At 50.0% G+C, this 17,314-nt stretch carries 11 protein-coding genes; all 11 read right to left on the bottom strand.

The features are described from left to right. Positions 1-13: 13 nt before the first annotated feature. The 11 genes from EJ103_RS07560 to EJ103_RS07510 all read right to left on the bottom strand — a co-directional run bounded on the left by EJ103_RS07560 (position 14) and on the right by EJ103_RS07510 (position 17,110). Positions 14-6,484 (bottom strand): hypothetical protein, encoded by a 6,471-nt coding sequence (locus EJ103_RS07560; RefSeq protein ID WP_126006884.1) that lies wholly within the window; start codon positions 6,482-6,484, stop codon positions 14-16. Positions 6,485-7,008: 524 nt separating this feature from the next. Beyond that, on the bottom strand, positions 7,009-8,673 hold the full coding sequence (locus EJ103_RS07555; RefSeq protein ID WP_126006882.1) for a hypothetical protein: 1,665 nt from the start codon (positions 8,671-8,673) through the stop codon (positions 7,009-7,011). A gap of 130 nt (positions 8,674-8,803) precedes the next feature. Further along, entirely contained in the window at positions 8,804-9,511 is a 708-nt protein-coding gene (locus tag EJ103_RS07550; RefSeq protein ID WP_126006880.1) for a hypothetical protein, read from the bottom strand. Continuing rightward, positions 9,511-10,074 carry a hypothetical protein gene (locus EJ103_RS07545; RefSeq protein WP_126006878.1) on the bottom strand — a complete coding sequence of 188 codons (564 nt, stop codon included), beginning with the start codon at positions 10,072-10,074 and terminating at the stop codon, positions 9,511-9,513. Before EJ103_RS07545 ends, EJ103_RS07550 begins: the two co-directional genes overlap by 1 nt. Beyond that, positions 10,074-10,463 (bottom strand): hypothetical protein, encoded by a 390-nt coding sequence (locus tag EJ103_RS07540; RefSeq protein ID WP_126006876.1) that lies wholly within the window; start codon positions 10,461-10,463, stop codon positions 10,074-10,076. Before EJ103_RS07540 ends, EJ103_RS07545 begins: the two co-directional genes overlap by 1 nt. Continuing rightward, positions 10,457-11,071 (bottom strand): hypothetical protein, encoded by a 615-nt coding sequence (locus EJ103_RS07535; protein WP_089347530.1) that lies wholly within the window; start codon positions 11,069-11,071, stop codon positions 10,457-10,459. Before EJ103_RS07535 ends, EJ103_RS07540 begins: the two co-directional genes overlap by 7 nt. Position 11,072: 1 nt before the next feature. After that, positions 11,073-11,735, bottom strand: a complete 663-nt coding sequence (locus EJ103_RS07530) for a DUF6682 family protein (RefSeq protein ID WP_126006874.1) — start codon at positions 11,733-11,735, stop codon at positions 11,073-11,075. A gap of 15 nt (positions 11,736-11,750) precedes the next feature. After that, a complete protein-coding gene (locus EJ103_RS07525; protein WP_126006872.1) occupies positions 11,751-12,062 on the bottom strand; it encodes a hypothetical protein in 312 nt (103 codons plus the stop codon). A gap of 90 nt (positions 12,063-12,152) precedes the next feature. Then, the gene (locus EJ103_RS07520) at positions 12,153-13,292 is read right to left on the bottom strand and encodes a N4-gp56 family major capsid protein (RefSeq protein ID WP_126006870.1); all 1,140 of its coding nucleotides are present in this window, start codon (positions 13,290-13,292) and stop codon (positions 12,153-12,155) included. A gap of 651 nt (positions 13,293-13,943) precedes the next feature. Then, positions 13,944-14,978, bottom strand: a complete 1,035-nt coding sequence (locus tag EJ103_RS07515) for a hypothetical protein (RefSeq protein WP_126006868.1) — start codon at positions 14,976-14,978, stop codon at positions 13,944-13,946. Positions 14,979-14,980: 2 nt separating this feature from the next. Beyond that, on the bottom strand, positions 14,981-17,110 hold the full coding sequence (locus EJ103_RS07510) for a hypothetical protein (protein ID WP_126006866.1): 2,130 nt from the start codon (positions 17,108-17,110) through the stop codon (positions 14,981-14,983). Between the last annotated feature and the right edge of the window lie 204 nt (positions 17,111-17,314).

Below are 17,314 nucleotides of genomic sequence, written 5' to 3'. Positions count from 1 at the left end.
CAGTATTACTGTTTTATTTAATTAAATTCTTGACCGACTCATTGATAGGCTTAGCCATCCAAGGTATCTGGTTTGCCAGCGGGACAACACGACTCGGTTGCATTTCCAGCGTAGCCACATCGACAGCGAACTGTGCAGTCGGACCCAAAGCCGCCACTACGGGGTGATTACCATACGTTGTACCCGCGTAGATAGACTCGGCCATCGTTGCGGGGCCAAGTAAGCCAGTAGCAGCGAGGACACTGCCTCCCCAATCAGCTATATCGCGCTCACCCTGCCACTTAGGGCGACCAAACGGGTATCTGATTTGCTCGCGTGTAAGCTCCGCAACAAGTGCTAATGGGAGCGCAACCGCCGCCGTAACAGCGACCGCTTTCCAAGGGTCGACACTTGAACTCTTGTCCTTGAAGCCTTTAGCCAACGACTTGTGTACGTTGTCGTAGAAGCCGTAGAAGAACTTTTTAAGCGTAGTAACAAGCAAGAAACGCGGGTCGTTCGCCACAAGCGGTAACTGCGTAGAACGTGGGTTAGTCACGGCCTCATTAACGAACTTGTGAACTGCATCACGGTAGCGTTTGCCAGCAGGACTTGTTATGTCCGCATCCGATGCGAACGCTTTAACATCCGCCGCAGTAACACCTAGCTCTTTTAATCGTTTTTCACCGTCTGCCCCGTCCTCTACAGCACGCACAAGGTAGCGCTCAGCAGCCTTAGTCGCTATTGCACGCGTCATTTTGGTTACGTAATTCTGGCCGTTGTATTTGAACACGAACGCTTGCACACTCTGCGACACACGCCCCATTGTTAAGTCGTTCATATTATACATTTCTTGTAGCGAGTGCTCGATTGCATCATCAGTGATAATGTCAAAGTCTCGTGCGACCTTAAACATTTTCTCACGGCCAACGCTAGTCAACACGCTCTTTGCATCGTCCAGCATACCATTAGTATCACCGCGCATACGTGCATAAGTCGCTGCAACCTCTGGCACACTCGCTAGGCCAGTGAACCACAATACCGTAGCCGACTGGAATGCCAACGCCGCAGAGTTTAAGCTACGTAAAACAGGCGACATATTCATACCTAAACGCCCCGTTACGCCTTGGTACAACTTAGCGAACTCCTGACGATTGCCTGAATGCACCTCGCCCTGAATGCGCTCAAATTCAGCATTTGAATCCCACTTGCCATTTTTAGTGCCGCCATGCGTTTGATTCCACGCAGCCCAGCTAGTCGACGAGTTAACAAGGCGCAGTAGGTGTCTAGGCGCATCAGTATCCGCGAACCCCCCTTCCTTCAACTTATGGTAAAGTGGCTCTAGCACCTTGCGGCCTGACCTTGGCGGGTTAGACAGCTCTGGCCTAATGGCGAACTCTGGATAGCCTCGACCATCAAGTATTGAGTCAAGCACCGACTCTGGGTTCTTAACGTCCGCCTCCCGTAGTATCGACAAGAAGCCTTCCCTATTCCGCTCAACAGCATGCAAGTCTAAATGAACCTTAGACGATACCGGTTTAAAGTTTTTGTCGTGTTTCTTAACGTAAGTATTTAGTTTTGAGATAAAAGCTTCGTACTTGTCGCGCTCTGGGCTTTTAACCTTTTTCAGTGAGTCCTCATAGCCCTTTTGGATAGCCTTGTTATTGCCGACCTCTTTGCCAATACGTGAAGCAAAATACTCCGTATCATTTCTCTGAATCGACGTGAAGCTATCCGCCCTCGCTGCGGCCTCTGGGTGAATACGGTTTAGCCTAGTACGCGTCATTTCAAAGAAACGGAACATAGACTTTTTCGCTAGCCCTCGATTACGCTGCACGACTTTTTTCAGCTTGCGGTTAAGTTGGATTTTACGGCCTTTGCTCATATCCGTGCCTTTTCCAACCTCTGTAGCCTTATAACTTTTAAGTGCAATCTCAGCTACTTCCAACTTGCGGCGTGCCTCATCAACTAAAGCTGCGCGAACCTCTGCCTCTCTACCTGAGTCGACAGCACGGGCCTTAATGGCCTTAGCCTCGTTGACTCGCATTTTTGCGTTTTGCAGCGCTGCATACGCGCTTTGAGACTCACCAAAGTCACCCTTATTAACAAACATACGCTTAGACTCACGAACCTCTCGGTCTGCCACAGCCTTTAGCAGCGCAGGGCTTGCGCTATCAATGTCACCGTGCGCGTTACGCATTTCGGCTACAGACACCCCTTTCACGCCACCTTCTTTGATAGCTTGGCGTATGGCATCAAGCGAGCGGCCATTAACAACGAGGGGGCCATTTTTTACAGGCTGTCGCTCGCCCGTATTCTCAGCCTTTTGCTTCGTAGTGCCCTTAGTTGAGGGTTCACCCTTTACGGTAGGCGACTCAAGAAGGCTAAGTAGCTTTTTCTCATCTTCCTTAAGCTGCGCGACTGTAACGCCCTCAATTTCGCCTCTGCGGATAGCGGACACAAGTGTTTTACTCATGCGTTTACGCGCACTATTCAGCTCCGACTGCGCATCAGCAACAAGCTTGTCCATATCGCCTTTAGCCCATTTCTCAGCCCGTTCCAACTGCTCTTTGGCCGTACTAACATCTTGCTCTAGCCCTTTGCGCGTTATAGATTTATTATCGGCCTTCTTGTTGCTTTTGTCCTTACGCTTAGTTTTATGCAAAACACCGCGAGTGCTGCTCACCGTAGACACGTCATCACGGTTAGCCAATTCGTCATCAATGCGCTGGGTTTTGATCGTCAACTCACCACCGTCTTTCGCCGCTTGTTCGTATTCTTTGTCGAACACACGGTTTTTAGCGTCAAGCAACAACTCATCACCGCGCTCCTCAGTGATTTTCCCCTCATTAACTGAGTCGGCAATCAATGAAGCAATATCATCGTAAGACACTTCATCACGGTACACATTGCCTATATCTTCTGGCATCAAGTCAGACAGCGTACGGTTAGCTCTTAGGTTATGCTCTATTGACGAAGTAAGGGCAACCAGCTCTTTAGGCAACAAATCACCGACCGCTACGGCATTCTCAGCCGCTGCAATGATAGAATTGAACTCTGGCTTATCTGATAGCTTAATACCTATTCTACGAAGCGTAGAGCGCTGTTCTCTGTCAACGTGCTTAGGCTGCACAACATCAACTTTCTCGCTGCGTTTTTTCCCCTTGTAGTTTATACCGTTTCGGATAGACCCCATCGTAACCGACGCCAACTTATCGCCATCGACACGGTACACAACAGCGCTATCGCGGATAGTGTCTAGGTTAAAGCTGAACATAGGGCGACCATCGTTAAGGCGTAGCTCGGCCAACGCTGAGATACCACTTAACACCGCAGTTGCAAGCTCCTCGTTCACTTTTGCGTCGCTGTCATTTAAGTCGATTTTATCTTCTCGTAATGCCCAGCGTGTAACTGCGTCTAGGTCGACATTCAACGGTTTGCCCGATTCGTTGTCACGGACTACAAGACCCCGATCACTTCGTTTATCACCCGAACGTGCGCGAGCTGCCCTGTATAGCTTATTGCTGGCGAACGAGTTACGAGCCACCGATGCTAGGCGCTCGCTAGGTGTCATCTTGGCCTCACCAATAGTGGCCTCTTTAGGCATAATACCCGTCTTTTCGAGTAGCTTACCGAACGCCTCAAAATCTTCATTCTCAAGGTGCTCCTTAAGTCGGTTCACCGTGCCTTTCGACAAGTGGCGGGTATCTGGTCGCTTTTCTTGGTCGCCATAGGTAAACAACGGCTTGCTTGTATCGAACTGATCGAACTGGCTGTCCTTCGTCGTTTTTTGGTTATCAATAGGCTTACGCTTACGTGTTCGCTTAGGTAGACGGTCGCCAAGTGCTGCCTCGCGCTCTGTAGGCTTAACCGTTTCACGCATGAACTTAACAAGTGCAGCGTTATTCATGCCCTTGATTTTCTTTAGCTCTTTGTAGACACGCTCGGCCATTTGCGTTCTACGGGTGTAGTTGGCCGCAACTTCTAGGTCGTTATCACCGGTGTCCACAACACTTTGAACGTCACCTACATTTCGCTCATCACCATTTTCATCACGCTCAGCGTAGGCGACTTGCTGGTCTGTTCTTTCGCCTAACTCACGCTGCGACTTAGTTGCTGCGGTTTCGTCATACATAGAGTCAACGGCTTTACGGAATGATTGAATGAACTCAAACTTATCAACACGCGCCTGTAGCTCGTCGATCTGCTTAGTTATCGCTTCATTATCAGCGAACTTCTCACGTTGTTTTAGCGTGTTGAGCGCAGTATCGGACAATTTAGCTGGGTCGACCGCATCACCATCTTTGACGAATTTAACGTACTGCTCATGTGATTCAAGCAGCTTGCCCATATCCCCGTCACTCGCTGTACGTGTACCAAGCTCTCGCTTAAGGTATTCCACCTTGCCCTCAGTGGTAGTGGGCTTCTGCGCCTTTTTCTTAGGCTTAGCCGCATCGGGTTTTGTGCCAGCGATACTGCTATCAACAATCTTGTTAAGTAGCGTGAGCTTGTCGGCCTCAATAGAGCCCGTCGATTCAAAGTCATAGTGCTGGCCTACCTCGGCTAACTGCTTAGCGTTCTTAGCCACCTCGACTGCGAAAATGTCTCGCGCGGCCTGAGTATTTTTGCCCTTGCCCTCTATGACACTTCTGATTCTAACCTTGAGCTTGTCCTTTGCATTATCAAGCATAGACATAGCCTCATCGACTTCCTCTTTACTCGGCTTACGGCCTTCTTTAATCCAATCTGGTGCGCTTTTTACGACACCTTTTGGTTTTTCTTTTGGTGCTTCACCTTTTGGGATCTGAACAGTCGGCGCGTTCTCGATTGATTTCTCAACTTGCGCCTCTTTTTTGATACGTTCACGGTTCTTAACTCGGTCGCGTTTGATTTTGGCGTAGTCACGGAACATAGCGCGACCATCGAACTGATTAGCATTGCGGTACACAATGTTGTTGAACTCTGGGTTAATAGCGCCAAGTGCCGCTCTTAACGCGGTGTCTGTGCTTTCTTCCTCAGCCTCGGTTAAACGGTTACGTTCCTGCTCAGTTAGCTTAAGTTTGCCATCACGAGACAGGCGAACAACCTGTTTGAACACACGAGCAAGCGCCTCATCACCACGCGTTTTATCGTAACCGCCACTTAGCGGTGTACTTGCGCCATAGTGACTATCAGCTGCGTAACGCGCCAATTCTTCGTCAGTAAGTGTCCCATTATCCACAAGCGCACCTATTTCAGCCTCCGATAATGGCTTGCCCTTCGGCTCAAGTATTTCGCGCAATTCGTCGTAACGGTCGCTACTTAGGTTAGGTACATCGCGTGCGGTGAGGGAATCAAATTGGCCTTGGCCTACAACGCTTGGCTCATCATCACCTTCCTTCGCATTGGGCTTACTCTTAGGGCGTTTCTTAGCTGCTCGTTCAACACTCTGCTCAAGTGCATCATCACCTGAGAACGGTACGCCGTCGTCCTCAACTTCTTCCACTGTGTCAGCCTTCCAGCCCTCGGCATCTACTGTTTCACCCTCGGCATCAGCGCCTTTACGTGCTTGGTTGTACTCGCGCATAAAGCCAACGGTATTACCCGCTGTAGACGCGATACCACCCATAGCACCACCGCCGATAACAGCTCGGATACCTGCTTCAACAGCATCACGCGTTTCTAGTCGCCACTCATCATCACCCACTTCCGTAGCAATGATTTCGTCTGTAATCACTTGTGCTGTTTCAGTTACACCCTCAGCCGCAGCACCGATTGCTGTAGTGCCTAGAACGTCTTTAAGGCGCTTAGCGACAGACGGTTTAGCAAGGGCATCCAGAACTGGTTTCGCCGCCTCATCAGATAGGCCAGTAGCTTTTAGCGATTTGCCAAAAACAGCAACAAAAGGCAGTGCATTTAGCGCAGCGCCAGTGACACCTGACAACGTTGAAGCTGCTGAATGTTCACCTTCGCCAGTGCTATCTAAGCGGTTTTCCATAGCACCCGCAGACTGTACGAAACCCGATAACGCAGGGCCAGCGTATAGGCCAGCTTTCGCACCTTTCATGAGCGCCCGACCAGCGGTAGCTCGCATAGCTCCCATTAGCCCGACACCCGCAGCAGCACCTGTACCACCTGTCGCTGCACCGATTGCCACAGTACCCGCAGTAGCTAACGCATCGACTATAAGACCAGGGGCGGCTTCGCCAAGAGTTTCCACCACATAGTCTAAAGCGTCACCAAAACCCTCAACTTGGTCAACAGACTCAAATTTACGCTTGTTTAAGGCCGCATCTACACCATGCCTACGAGCAATTTGTCGGCCTTCCTCGACCCATTCGTCGTTACCCACCATTTCGCCAATGTAGTTAAGCGCACCACCTAGCGCAGCCTTAGTCTCGTCAGTACCACGCTCGAACGCGCGTTCAAACGTTGAGCGACGGTCATACACCTTTGACTCAAGGATAGCGTTTTCCCACGGCTTGAACTCATCGTTGCTCTCACGAACCTTCTGGCCTACTTCATTCATCTTCTCGTCGCTTGACGGAGCATAGCCCAACGCTCGACGGGCGATACCAAGCATTTCAGCCTGCGTACCGTCAACACTTCTGTCTGGCGCTGCTGCACCCGACTCAACCATACGCGACGCGATGTCATGACCATTCTTGTCATACACATACGACAAGGGACGACCGTAAACACCTCGCTTCTCACCTCTTACAACGTAGCCACCTTCATCAAGCACGCCCTGCGTTAAGGCCTGAGCGTCATCTGCGTTCGGGTGCTTGTCGCTACGCCAATCATGCGGTTTTTCAACGGTGTTGAAGCCCTCAAAACGCGCGTCTTTTTGCTCCCCAATACCACCGCTGTCACCATCCCGCAGCTCAACATCATCAATCGCACCCTCTGGTTTGTTCTTGGCAAAGTCACCCCTGCCCTCGCCCCTTCGGATTAACTCATCTAGGAAATTACTCATACTTATAAAAAAATCCCTAACACTCTTTAGTGCTAGGGATTTTAACATTAATACTGTTGGCTTTTTTAGTAGTGTTACTACTTTTTATAAAGATACTCTTCCTTGAACAGCTCGTCGAAATCGCGCTGAGTTTCAGCATTCCACTCACCACCTTTACTCTCGTACTCCATACGATTTTCATTGTATTTGCTGTTGTACGCGTCTCTCACCTCACTAATCCCACGGCCTGAGTACGCGCTAACAGCTTTGATCGTATTAGCCGTTTCTGGCTTATACTTAGCCTCAACCGCCGTTATGTAAGGCGTGACACTCATCACCGTTAAGTCAGCGTTAGGTTCAGCACGAAGGTAAGACTCAATGCCATGCGACCACATTGCAGCAAATTCTGGCGTACTCATAGCCTCAACACTGTAGCGGCCATTAGCCATAAAGCGGTCGGCAAGGATATTAATTTGTGCCTCAAGCCCTTTGATTTGCGCAGGTTTGTAGCCTCGAATGCTACCAATATAACCAGCGACCGACGCGCCAACATCACCGAGGTACTTACGTGTGTCTTTAAGCGCTTTTTGCTGTGACTCTACATTGGTGGTTGTAGCTTTTGCCGCCGCCACTTGAGCGTTAAGTAACTCTTTACGCGCTTTTATCACCTTAGCCTTAGCACTAGCCTGCGCCTCATAAATATCAGCTCTATGCTTTTCAATATCATGCGTGCTAAAACGCATATCACCCGTATCCATGTAGTTACGCATTTGCTTTTCGTTGATATTGCCCGTCAAGTAAAGCTCACCAACAACAGCGGCACGCTTGCGTTTAGCCGCGTACTTGTCCTTAATGGCCTGCATCTTTTGCTCAACGTCCTCAACCTGTGCTATTGGCTCTAGGGCACGATTCACCTTCGGCGGCTCTTCACCTGATTGATCAATCGCAGCCTTAGTCTTGGCTAAGTCATCAGCGCCCTCTGGCGTGCTTACCTTGTTGCTTGGCGTAACCGTTGCAACATCACCCTTGAACGATGATCTAGCAGACTCACCATGGGCCTTTTTACCGAAAGCCTTTTCCAGCGCAGCGACACGACCACTAACACCCGCTAAACGACGAGTGCCCTCTCGCTTAGACTCATTAGCGGCCTCTTGTCCCGCAGCTGAACGGTCAAGGTTCTCTTGCGTAGGCACATCGCTATCAGTCCCAACCTGTTTGCCTCGCATAACATCAAGCAAACCTTGTTTTTTGAGGTTGTTCATGAACTCATTTCCCGAAGCCTCGCGCACGATACCGTTCTCATCAGCTGTAAAACCCGCACGTACATACGCTGCATGATGTTCAGGGTCTACACCGTTTTGCTCCGCTACACGAATACTGTTCGCCGCATGAGCCTGTAGGCGTTCTAAGTCCTCTTCTCTTGCACGAAGGGGCGTACTCGAATTGTCATTCGGGTTCACAGTCAATGGCGCTCGTTGGCCGTCAGACTTGAGTACACCAAATGACACAGTGCCATCCCCATTACTAGCGATTTCAACGTTGCCACCATCACGCGTTAGCGCTCGATTAAACCTACTAAGCTCAGCCTGCTCCTGCTCGTCCACCGAAGATACAACATCATCAACATAGCCCTGTCGCGCGTCCTGTAAACGCTTGCGCTCATCAGCTATTCTTTGGCGCTCAGCATCTTTATAGTCGTACTCGCTCATCTGGCGCTTAAACAAAGCACTACTGCGCTCATCTGCCAAACGCTGGCGGCGCATGTTCTCCGCGTCTAAGCGCTCTTGCCGATCACGTTGGTACTCTCGTTCCTCGCGTCGCTCCGCATATTGCGCGTACTGGCCTATCGCATTGATAATGGCCGAGCCATCACGCATTCCATAACCTGCCATTTTAACCTCCTATCATTCCGCCTGCCGCGCCACCAATTGACGCACCAGCCGCCGCACCCGCTGGGCCACCGAACACACCACCGATAACACCACCGGCCACTGCACCAACTTGTGACATAAAGCCACCTTTAGCCGCCTTGTAAGCCGCGTCGCGCTGCTCTTTAGCTTGGTACGCCTGTGACATTGAAGCTGTACCCGATGACTGTAACTGTTCGCTAATAGACATAAGCTGCGTACGTGCCGCTTGTTGTTTAACACGTTGATCTTCGTAAGCCTGAGTCATAGTAGCCGAACGTGAAGCCGCTACCGTTCTGTTTTGGCTACGTGCCAGCGCGTTCTGCTGCGAGGCCAACTGTCCGCCCATGCTGTACCCTAGTTGACGGCTAGCCACCTCAGACGTTTTAGCGTTAAGGCCAGCGCTTAGTTGCCTAGACCTATCTACAATCGACGTGCTTTCAGACTCGTCCAGCAAGTCATTAATAATCGGGAGAGTGTTCTGCTCATAATCAGTGATTTGGTTCTGGTACATGCGCTCCAACTCCGCCTCATAATCGAGTTCAGAAGAAGCCTGAGCCTTAGCCTTGTTGATCATATTATTGACCACCGAAGCAGTAGACGACTGAGATATGCTGCTCATACTGTTCGCATTCCAAGGCAACTTAGAATACTGGGTATCGTTTGTGCTAGTTTCGCTTGTAGTCGTAGCCATTAGTTAAGCGCTCCTAAAATATCCGCGACACTTGCGTTAGCATCATTTCCTGACGTTTTACCCGTGTCACCTTTACCACTCTCGCCTGAATCTTTGCTATACGCGTATGCGCTCACACCCGCGCCGATCAGGTCAAAGACTGCTTGTTTTTTCTTGTTGTCCTCAACGAAGTCGCTCATTGAACGCTGTTGGCCTTCTGCACCCATGCTGCGAGCCACACGTTCTGTGCTTGACGTATCACGACGAACAATATCGCCCTCCGTATCGTACGAACGGCCACCTTTGCCCGTTGCCGCAATACCAGCCGATTTAACATCGACTCCGCCGTCTACGGTCTTGTATGACCCTTGTCGACGGGACTCTTGCAACCGCTCTTTACTCACTTTCGCGGACTCCGCGCCAACACGAGCCATAAGCTGTGAACGATTGTCGCGTCTGTTCGAGGCCATGAACGAGTCACGCGTTGCCTCTTTTACTTTTGAGCCTTCATCAAACATTTTTGACGCAAGCTCGACCTGTAGTTTTTCACCTTCCGATGTTTTAGGTTTATCAGGACTAGACATTAAAGCTCCTTCACATACGTTACAGATTCAACACTAAAACCAACCTGTTCCGCTACCTTCGACCACCCTTTACGTGGGCTTGTAAAGGTGAACTTCTTACACCCCAGCTTTCTAAGGTAGTCGGACACACTTGCCATTATTTCAGGCCAATTACCAGCGTGGCCGTTCATTGCTGCGGCACACAATACATGCGCCTTGTCGTCAATCCACTGTGCTATAAAAAACGCGTTATCACCGACTAGATGAAGCGTTGCAGCTCGAACAGTAAGAAGGCGTTTAACCTCCTCCACAGGGTATCCGCCAAAACAACGATAGAGCCGTTCGATATACGGCTCTATCACAGGGAACACCATTTCAATATCATCTACTGCAAATGGGTCAGTTACCATGCGAAGCCCTTATTGAACCTAACAGAACGCTTTGGCCTACTGCGGTCGTCTCGCGCCTCACGCTTGGCTTTTGCGATACCTTCGCGGAAGTGCGCTTCATAGGTGGCCGCAGCACGTGGGTTTGACCACTCCTTTTCAGGCATAGACAGCAGACGAGCAACAGCGCCACGTCGGATAACGTCGAACCACTTATCACCTAGCGAGTCAGGTACGCTCTCGATATTACGGTTGGGCTGCACAACAACCGACACCTCAAGCGTACCCTTCTCAAAAGCGTCTAAAAGGATTCTATTGCCACTGTGCGCAAAGCACCCTACGCGTGTTGCGGGTGTTAACCGATGGGGTAGCTCACTCACAAGCTTGTAACGCCCATCTCTGTCCTCTGGCTCGAAGTAGGCATACTTGGTAGCAGCGACATACGTTTTATCAGGCATGTTCTCAAGTGGCGCATTGTCCTCTACAAGCTCGATGCGCTCCGTGTGTAGCCATGCCTCTGATGCCCTGAAAAACTCTTGAATAGCGTACCTAACTTGGCGAGCCACCGTTGTATCTAGTGGCTCAGGCACGTCCATTCTGATGCTATCAACCCATTCTTGAACGTTCGCCATGCTACGCCCCTATTGGGTCACGGGTCTTGGCATTGTCATTCTCCATGCTTGCTTGAGTATCACCAATCTGCGCCATAAATACGTTGTAGTAGTTTTGTGCCCGAGCCTGCATAGACTCCGACTCAGTGAACTTAGCAAACGCACGGTGCAGAATGTAGTTAGCCACACAAGCCGCATACATCGACGGTAGCGGAAACGCGTCGGTTAGTGACTCAACCTCATCTGGCGTAGTACCTGTAACCATCAACAAGCTACCTGTGCCGTCAGCCGGGGGGTAAACGTAGAACGAACGTGGGTCAGTTAAGCTCACACTGTAACGAAATACGGTGTCAGTCTTGCTCCCCGCCATCCAATTAGGGTCTTCGTTATCTAGCGTAGAGCGCTCAACGTGACGAACAGCGCGACCTTCCGCACCATCTTTCATGTTACAAATAACCTCAAGCACACGTGACGCACCTAGCGTTGCCACACTCTGCTTTGAGCCAGCCTGTAGTTGGAATGGGCCTGTAGTGCTACACGCCTCTGGGCGAACTCTTGCGACCTCAGCACATGCCTCGTTGAACCATTGGATCAACTCTGGGTCACGCCACTGTACGCCGCCTTCGTCAATGTCTCGTAGAAGGACACGGACGCGATTTGTTAGTATTGTTCCTACGGTTAACATGACAATATGCCTCTATTACTTACGAGCCGCTTTATTCGCTGCGCGTGTTGCAGCTGCCTTCTTCGCAGCTTCACTAGCTTTCGCCTTACGAGCCGCTTCTTCTAGCGCCGCAGCTTGCTCCTCAGCAGCTTTCGCCTCTTCTTTGGCTTGTGCCTCAGCTTTAGCTTTTTCTTCCGCTAGAATCGCTGCCTCGCGCTCCGATTGCAGCTCAATATCTTCTAATGGAACTAGGCCAGCACGGATAGCCGCATCTTCAAGATGTGCTGGAACATCACGAGTTTCACCTGAACGAACGAGTAATACATGACCCCCGATTGGTGCTGTCACTCGGATTGTTTGGCGTGTAAAATTTCTAACTTTCATTTATAAATCTCTTGCATTTGAAAGGGAGTGGTCGACTCACTCCCTTGGCCTAACTTAGATAGCGAAGTCGATACGTAAAACACCGTAGTCTTGCTTAACGTTGCGGTCTAAAGACTTCTTAGCGTCCTTAAACTGCATTTTCTTCATACCGAAGATTTTGCCGTAAGCAATACCGTAGTTGTTACCGTAGTCGAAGTGATCGCGCTCATCCCAAGACGCAGTGTCTAGGTCAATGAAGCCTAATGCTTGCGCACCACATAACAGACCCATACAACCATCTACGCTGCCGTCAGCACCCCATTTAGAGCCGCTAGCTGCACCTAAAGTAGTCGGTACATGGCGGAACTCATGGATGTGTAGGCCATCAACAATGTATGACTCACCGCCAGCGAATAGCGTGTTGCTATCACCACGAACACCAGCGTGACGCGCGTTCTCTTTGAAGTCTGGGTCTAGCTTCAACGTTGCTAACGCCATTGGGTGTAGGAACAGGTGGTACACTTCTGAACCGCCGTTACCACGGATACCACGAATATAGCGAGTCTTAGCAATTGCTTGCAGGCGCACAATGTGGTCGTAGCCCAGCTTGTCGTCAGCGGTGATCGCAGTCGTATCAGCATCAACAACTTGACCGCCTTTAAGACACATTAAGTGACGCTCAGAAGTCGGTGCTAAACCACCCGCAGTGTTGAACGCTAAGTCTGAAAGGTTGTCGTCATTCGCACCCTGACCAGGACGTACTCGACCATCGTTGGTTTGCGCGAAATCTAGGCCAGCTAATTGTAGGAACGTCATTTGGTCCATACGGTCTGATAGCCAGTAAGCCAGCTGGTCACGAGCTTGTTCACGGAAGTTAACAACTGTTTTTTGGTCGTTTAATTTACCAGTGTTTTTAACCGCGTTACGAAGTTGGTCAACCTCAACCTTATCTTGGTGAGCTGTTAGCGTCGCCTCGTTACCAGTTAATTCGTTGTCACCAACGATACCGTCACCGTGCATATCCGGTACTAATGTCACAATCGCTTCTGTACCGCGCTCTGACTTAGTTAGCTCGGTAATGCGTTGGATCATTGCGTTCTGGCCTGAGCCCATGAACTTCGACACGAACATTTTTTCGCGTGCTTGGTGCCACGTATCACGTGACCATACTTTTTTAGCGTCGTCGTCTAACGCTGAGAAATTAGTCTTTGCCATTTAAAGCATACCCTTCGTTAGTCCCTGAGCCGTTGGCTTTGTCGCGAAACGACTAACAGTGGACTTATTAAATCCAAATGTTTTGAGTCGTCCCGTAACGTGGGTCTATCGAAATGAATGCACGGCATAACTGAGCTGTGGGGCAGGATTGATTGACAAGGCATCACCTTGAATATTAGTGATTATAGCAATTACTAATATACATTGTAAACAGTAACACTGTTAAAACGAGGTACGACTAATGCTTGCACCTGCTAACATGATTTAGGGGAGTGACATTAAATTACAAGGGGGTACTGACAGTGCCACAGGACGAAGGTAAAACAATACCCTCCGACATAGACGCACTTGCTCGCAACTTTAACACCTTAGAGCAATCGAGGGCGAAACGACAAGCGAGAAAAAAGCGTTTGGAGGAGGACAAAAAAGCCGACAATTAAGTCGGCTTTTTTAGTTAGGCCACTAGGCCAATGAAGATGACCACTAAGGACAGAATGAACATCACGACGGCCAAACAGCCCGTGAGTATCCCACCTATAGCGACTCGCTTTACGTAACTATCGACCGATGGGTCTAAATAGCGAACAACCATCGGCGCTACTGCAAATAACCACACGTATATCGGCAGTAGCCACTGATTAAACTCTATCATTACTCTACGTAGTCCCCTCTTGCACGCGCTTTAGCCTCAGCACTAAGACCCGCAAACTCGTCGTCTGACATACGCGAAATATCAATATCAGGTCGGCTATTGCCACCACCTGTACCCGACAACTTGCCACGCTCTTTCTTAGCCGCAGCTAGCTTAGCCTTGGTATTGGTTTTCTTAGTAGGCTTAGCCATATCCGCTTTAGGTTTAGCTGTACGGTCAACTAAATCATTTTCAAGAGCAACTAAGCGAACCGACTTCTTAAGGGCTTCGGCTGGCGTAAGGCCACGCTCAACATACAGGTCACGCATTTCGACCACTTCTTCGATCAGACCTTCGTCAGCCTCGTCACCCGCACTATCAAGCTCTGGGTACTTTTCAGCTAGTGACTGTGCCGCTTGTTGCAGCTCAGACATTGCACGGTCTTGGTTAAGCTCATTGCGCACACGTTCTGACACCTCTTGCTCAGCCTTAGCCTGTACTGCTTGAGTTTGGCTAGCCATCATTTTGCCGAATAGCTCAAAAGCCTTATCCGTCTCGCCGTCAAGCATAGCCTCCTGCATACCCTCGAACTCTTCGCGGGTGAAGCCTACAGGGTCGGTTTGCTGTTCGCCCTTCGGTTCTTGGCTACCAGCCCCTTTCAACGCGTCAATTTCCGTACGTAGGTTTTGCACAACAGTCTCAAGGTTACGACGTTTCTCGATTTCCTTGTTCAGTCGTTCGAGTGGGACACGTCGGCCTTTAGTGCCCTTAGAAGGTTTTTCAGCAGGCTCGTCCCCCTCGCCTTCATCACCACCCACGTCGCCCTCACCCTCAGACTCAGAGTCATCTTCTTCTGACTCGCCCTCGTCTTCTTCGTCTGTTTCTTCGAGTTCATCTGTTTCTTCGTGCTCGTCCTCAAGCTCATCAACAACATCGTCCGCAGGGGGTTCATCGTCCTCCACGAAGTCACCGCGCTCCTCTGGCGTAGGTGGCGTGTAATCATCAAAGATTGCCGATGTTGCGTTAAGTCCATCAAGGTTACGGTTTGCAGCCATTATTAGTCACCTCTGTTATTGTTTTTATTAGCGTTACTGTTATCTTTATTCGACGCATTATACGCCATATCCATAGATTTCATAGCGATTTGGCTAGAAATACGCTTATCATTCATAGCGTTCTGGTTCTGATGGCCTCTAGCCGCCAAAGCGATACGAAGTGATAGCTCTTGCTCTTTAGCCACGCGTTCTTGTTCAAGTCGACGTAGTTCCATTTGAGCCTGATTGAAGCCGCTTAATGAGTCAGCCTTAGCCATTTTCTCTTTAGCAGTCGCAAGTGCCACATCAATGTCTGCATCCACTTTTTCAAGCTCTTTGCGCAGCATGTTGATTTGGTGCTGAACCTGCATTTGTTCAAGCGCCGCTTGTTCTTCGCTAGGCTCACCAAAGCCCTGGCTTTCTTTAAGGAACTCTGCGATTTCACTACGCTTAGTAAGGTTCGAGTGTTGAACGATTACATGGTCTGGGATAGCCACACCAATCTCGCGTAAGCGCAGTGCTTCCTCAAACTCTTGGTCGGCCATAGTACCGCCCGAAGGTCTAAAGCTCACTTCAACGTCATAATCACCAACGGTCACGTCATTGATTATGTTTCCGTCCTCGTCCGGCATATTGATACCGACTTCCTCTGTACGCTCCTCGCCATGAAGAATACTACTACCCGTCACTTTAAAGTAGCGAGTCTCACTGTAGAAGTCTTGAACCAGCTCAAGTATCTTACGGCCAACCATTCGACGAGCACGTTTTAGGTTACTCACGATCACCGACACTTGGATTTGACCGCGACTTACAGCGGCCTCCTGCGCACGGCCTGATTGGTCAGCGCGAGCCGTACCAAGCATTGACGCGTTAACAGACGAAATCTCACGGATAGTCGCAGCGGCCTTCTGCGAAATACGGTCGATACCTGTTGGTATTTGGTTAGGCTGAATCTTATCTGGTTTCTCGTAGCCACGTTTGTACTGTAGCACTAGGCCAGTTTCAGCACCGCGTTCCTCCAAGTCCTCCGCGTCCATATCAACCAGTGAGTCCTCCTGCACTACCCAACCGCTATTAGCTGTTGTGTTAACGATGTGCAACTCTTGCGAGCTGGTCTTGTTAAGCAGGTTCTGCGGGTCGATTAGGTTATCTACTGGACCGAACGGATTACCACGGCGGAAGTACGGGAAGAACGGCACGATAGTAAACGAGCGGTAGATTGACCAATCATCATGCAGCAGAATGTCGTCCGCTGTAACAGTCATTCGCACTCGACGACCTTTGCGTTTGATTAGCTCAAGGCCATACTGCTCTGCGAATGCCTCCATTTCCTCTTTGTCAGTGCCGAAAGGAACTGGGCGCATATTGCCCGTTTTCATATCGACAAAATGGAACTGCTCATCAACTTCAAAGTGCTGGCGCTCGATAACACGAACACGTCGTAGTTGTCGGCTGTCCTTCTCGTCCATCGTTGTCGTGCGGCTTGTGCCACCGAACGTACCTTCAAAGTATTCGAAGTTATCGTCCGTGTTGTAGCTGCTAGTATCAACTAGACGCTCTAAGCCTTCGACTTTCTCCCAGCCGTACGTAGCGCCAATCTCGTCAAGCGTTAGCCAGCGTGAGATAAACACCTCGTTCCACGTAGACGGGTCTGCGCTTTTCGCCTCGCCGTCGGGGACAACATCAATTGGGTCCTCCGACGTGATAGTGACCTCACCCTGTAGGTTCTTCTCGAAGCTCATGCGAACGTCATAGTACCCACGGCCTGTGATTAGGCCGTCAGCAAATACATCTTCTTCGGTGTCGTCAAAGTGCGTTAGCGATAGGATACTGCGGGTAATGGCGTTGAGCGCAAACGCTGTCTCCTCATCACCGTAGTCGCGTGGACGGTAGACAACTTCAACTTTACGCTCAAGCTGCTCACCGATAATAGCGTTCACCGTTGATAAGATCATATTAAGCGTTAAGGCTGGTCGGCCTTCGCGGTCTAGGCGAGCTTTATCTTCTTTATCCCACTGTTCACCCGCGTAAAAGTTGTTATTACGTACGGCGCGTTTGATAAAGTCCTTGTGCTTGGTGTTGTTCGCCTCCTCAAAACGGGTCTGATTATCACGAGCAACAACCTTCGGGTCTCTTTTCTTATTTCTACTCATTCACGGTCCAACCTATCGGTTAGTCGATCAATTGCGTTTGTAAGCGCGGTGAGCGTTGTGTCCAGCTTAGCACTGTCAATCTCAAGAGTGCGGATACTGGTCGCATTCAGCTTTAGCTCCTCTTTGATTGGCAAAATGACTAGCTTATGCCACAACCCAATCACGGCCACAAAGAGCGAGCCTAGCGCGATTATCTGTTTTATA

Source organism: Pseudoalteromonas sp. Xi13 (assembly GCF_003952205.1).
In the GTDB taxonomy this organism is placed as follows: Bacteria; Pseudomonadota; Gammaproteobacteria; order Enterobacterales; family Alteromonadaceae; genus Pseudoalteromonas; species Pseudoalteromonas atlantica.
This window is presented reverse-complemented; position numbering and strand designations above follow the sequence as displayed.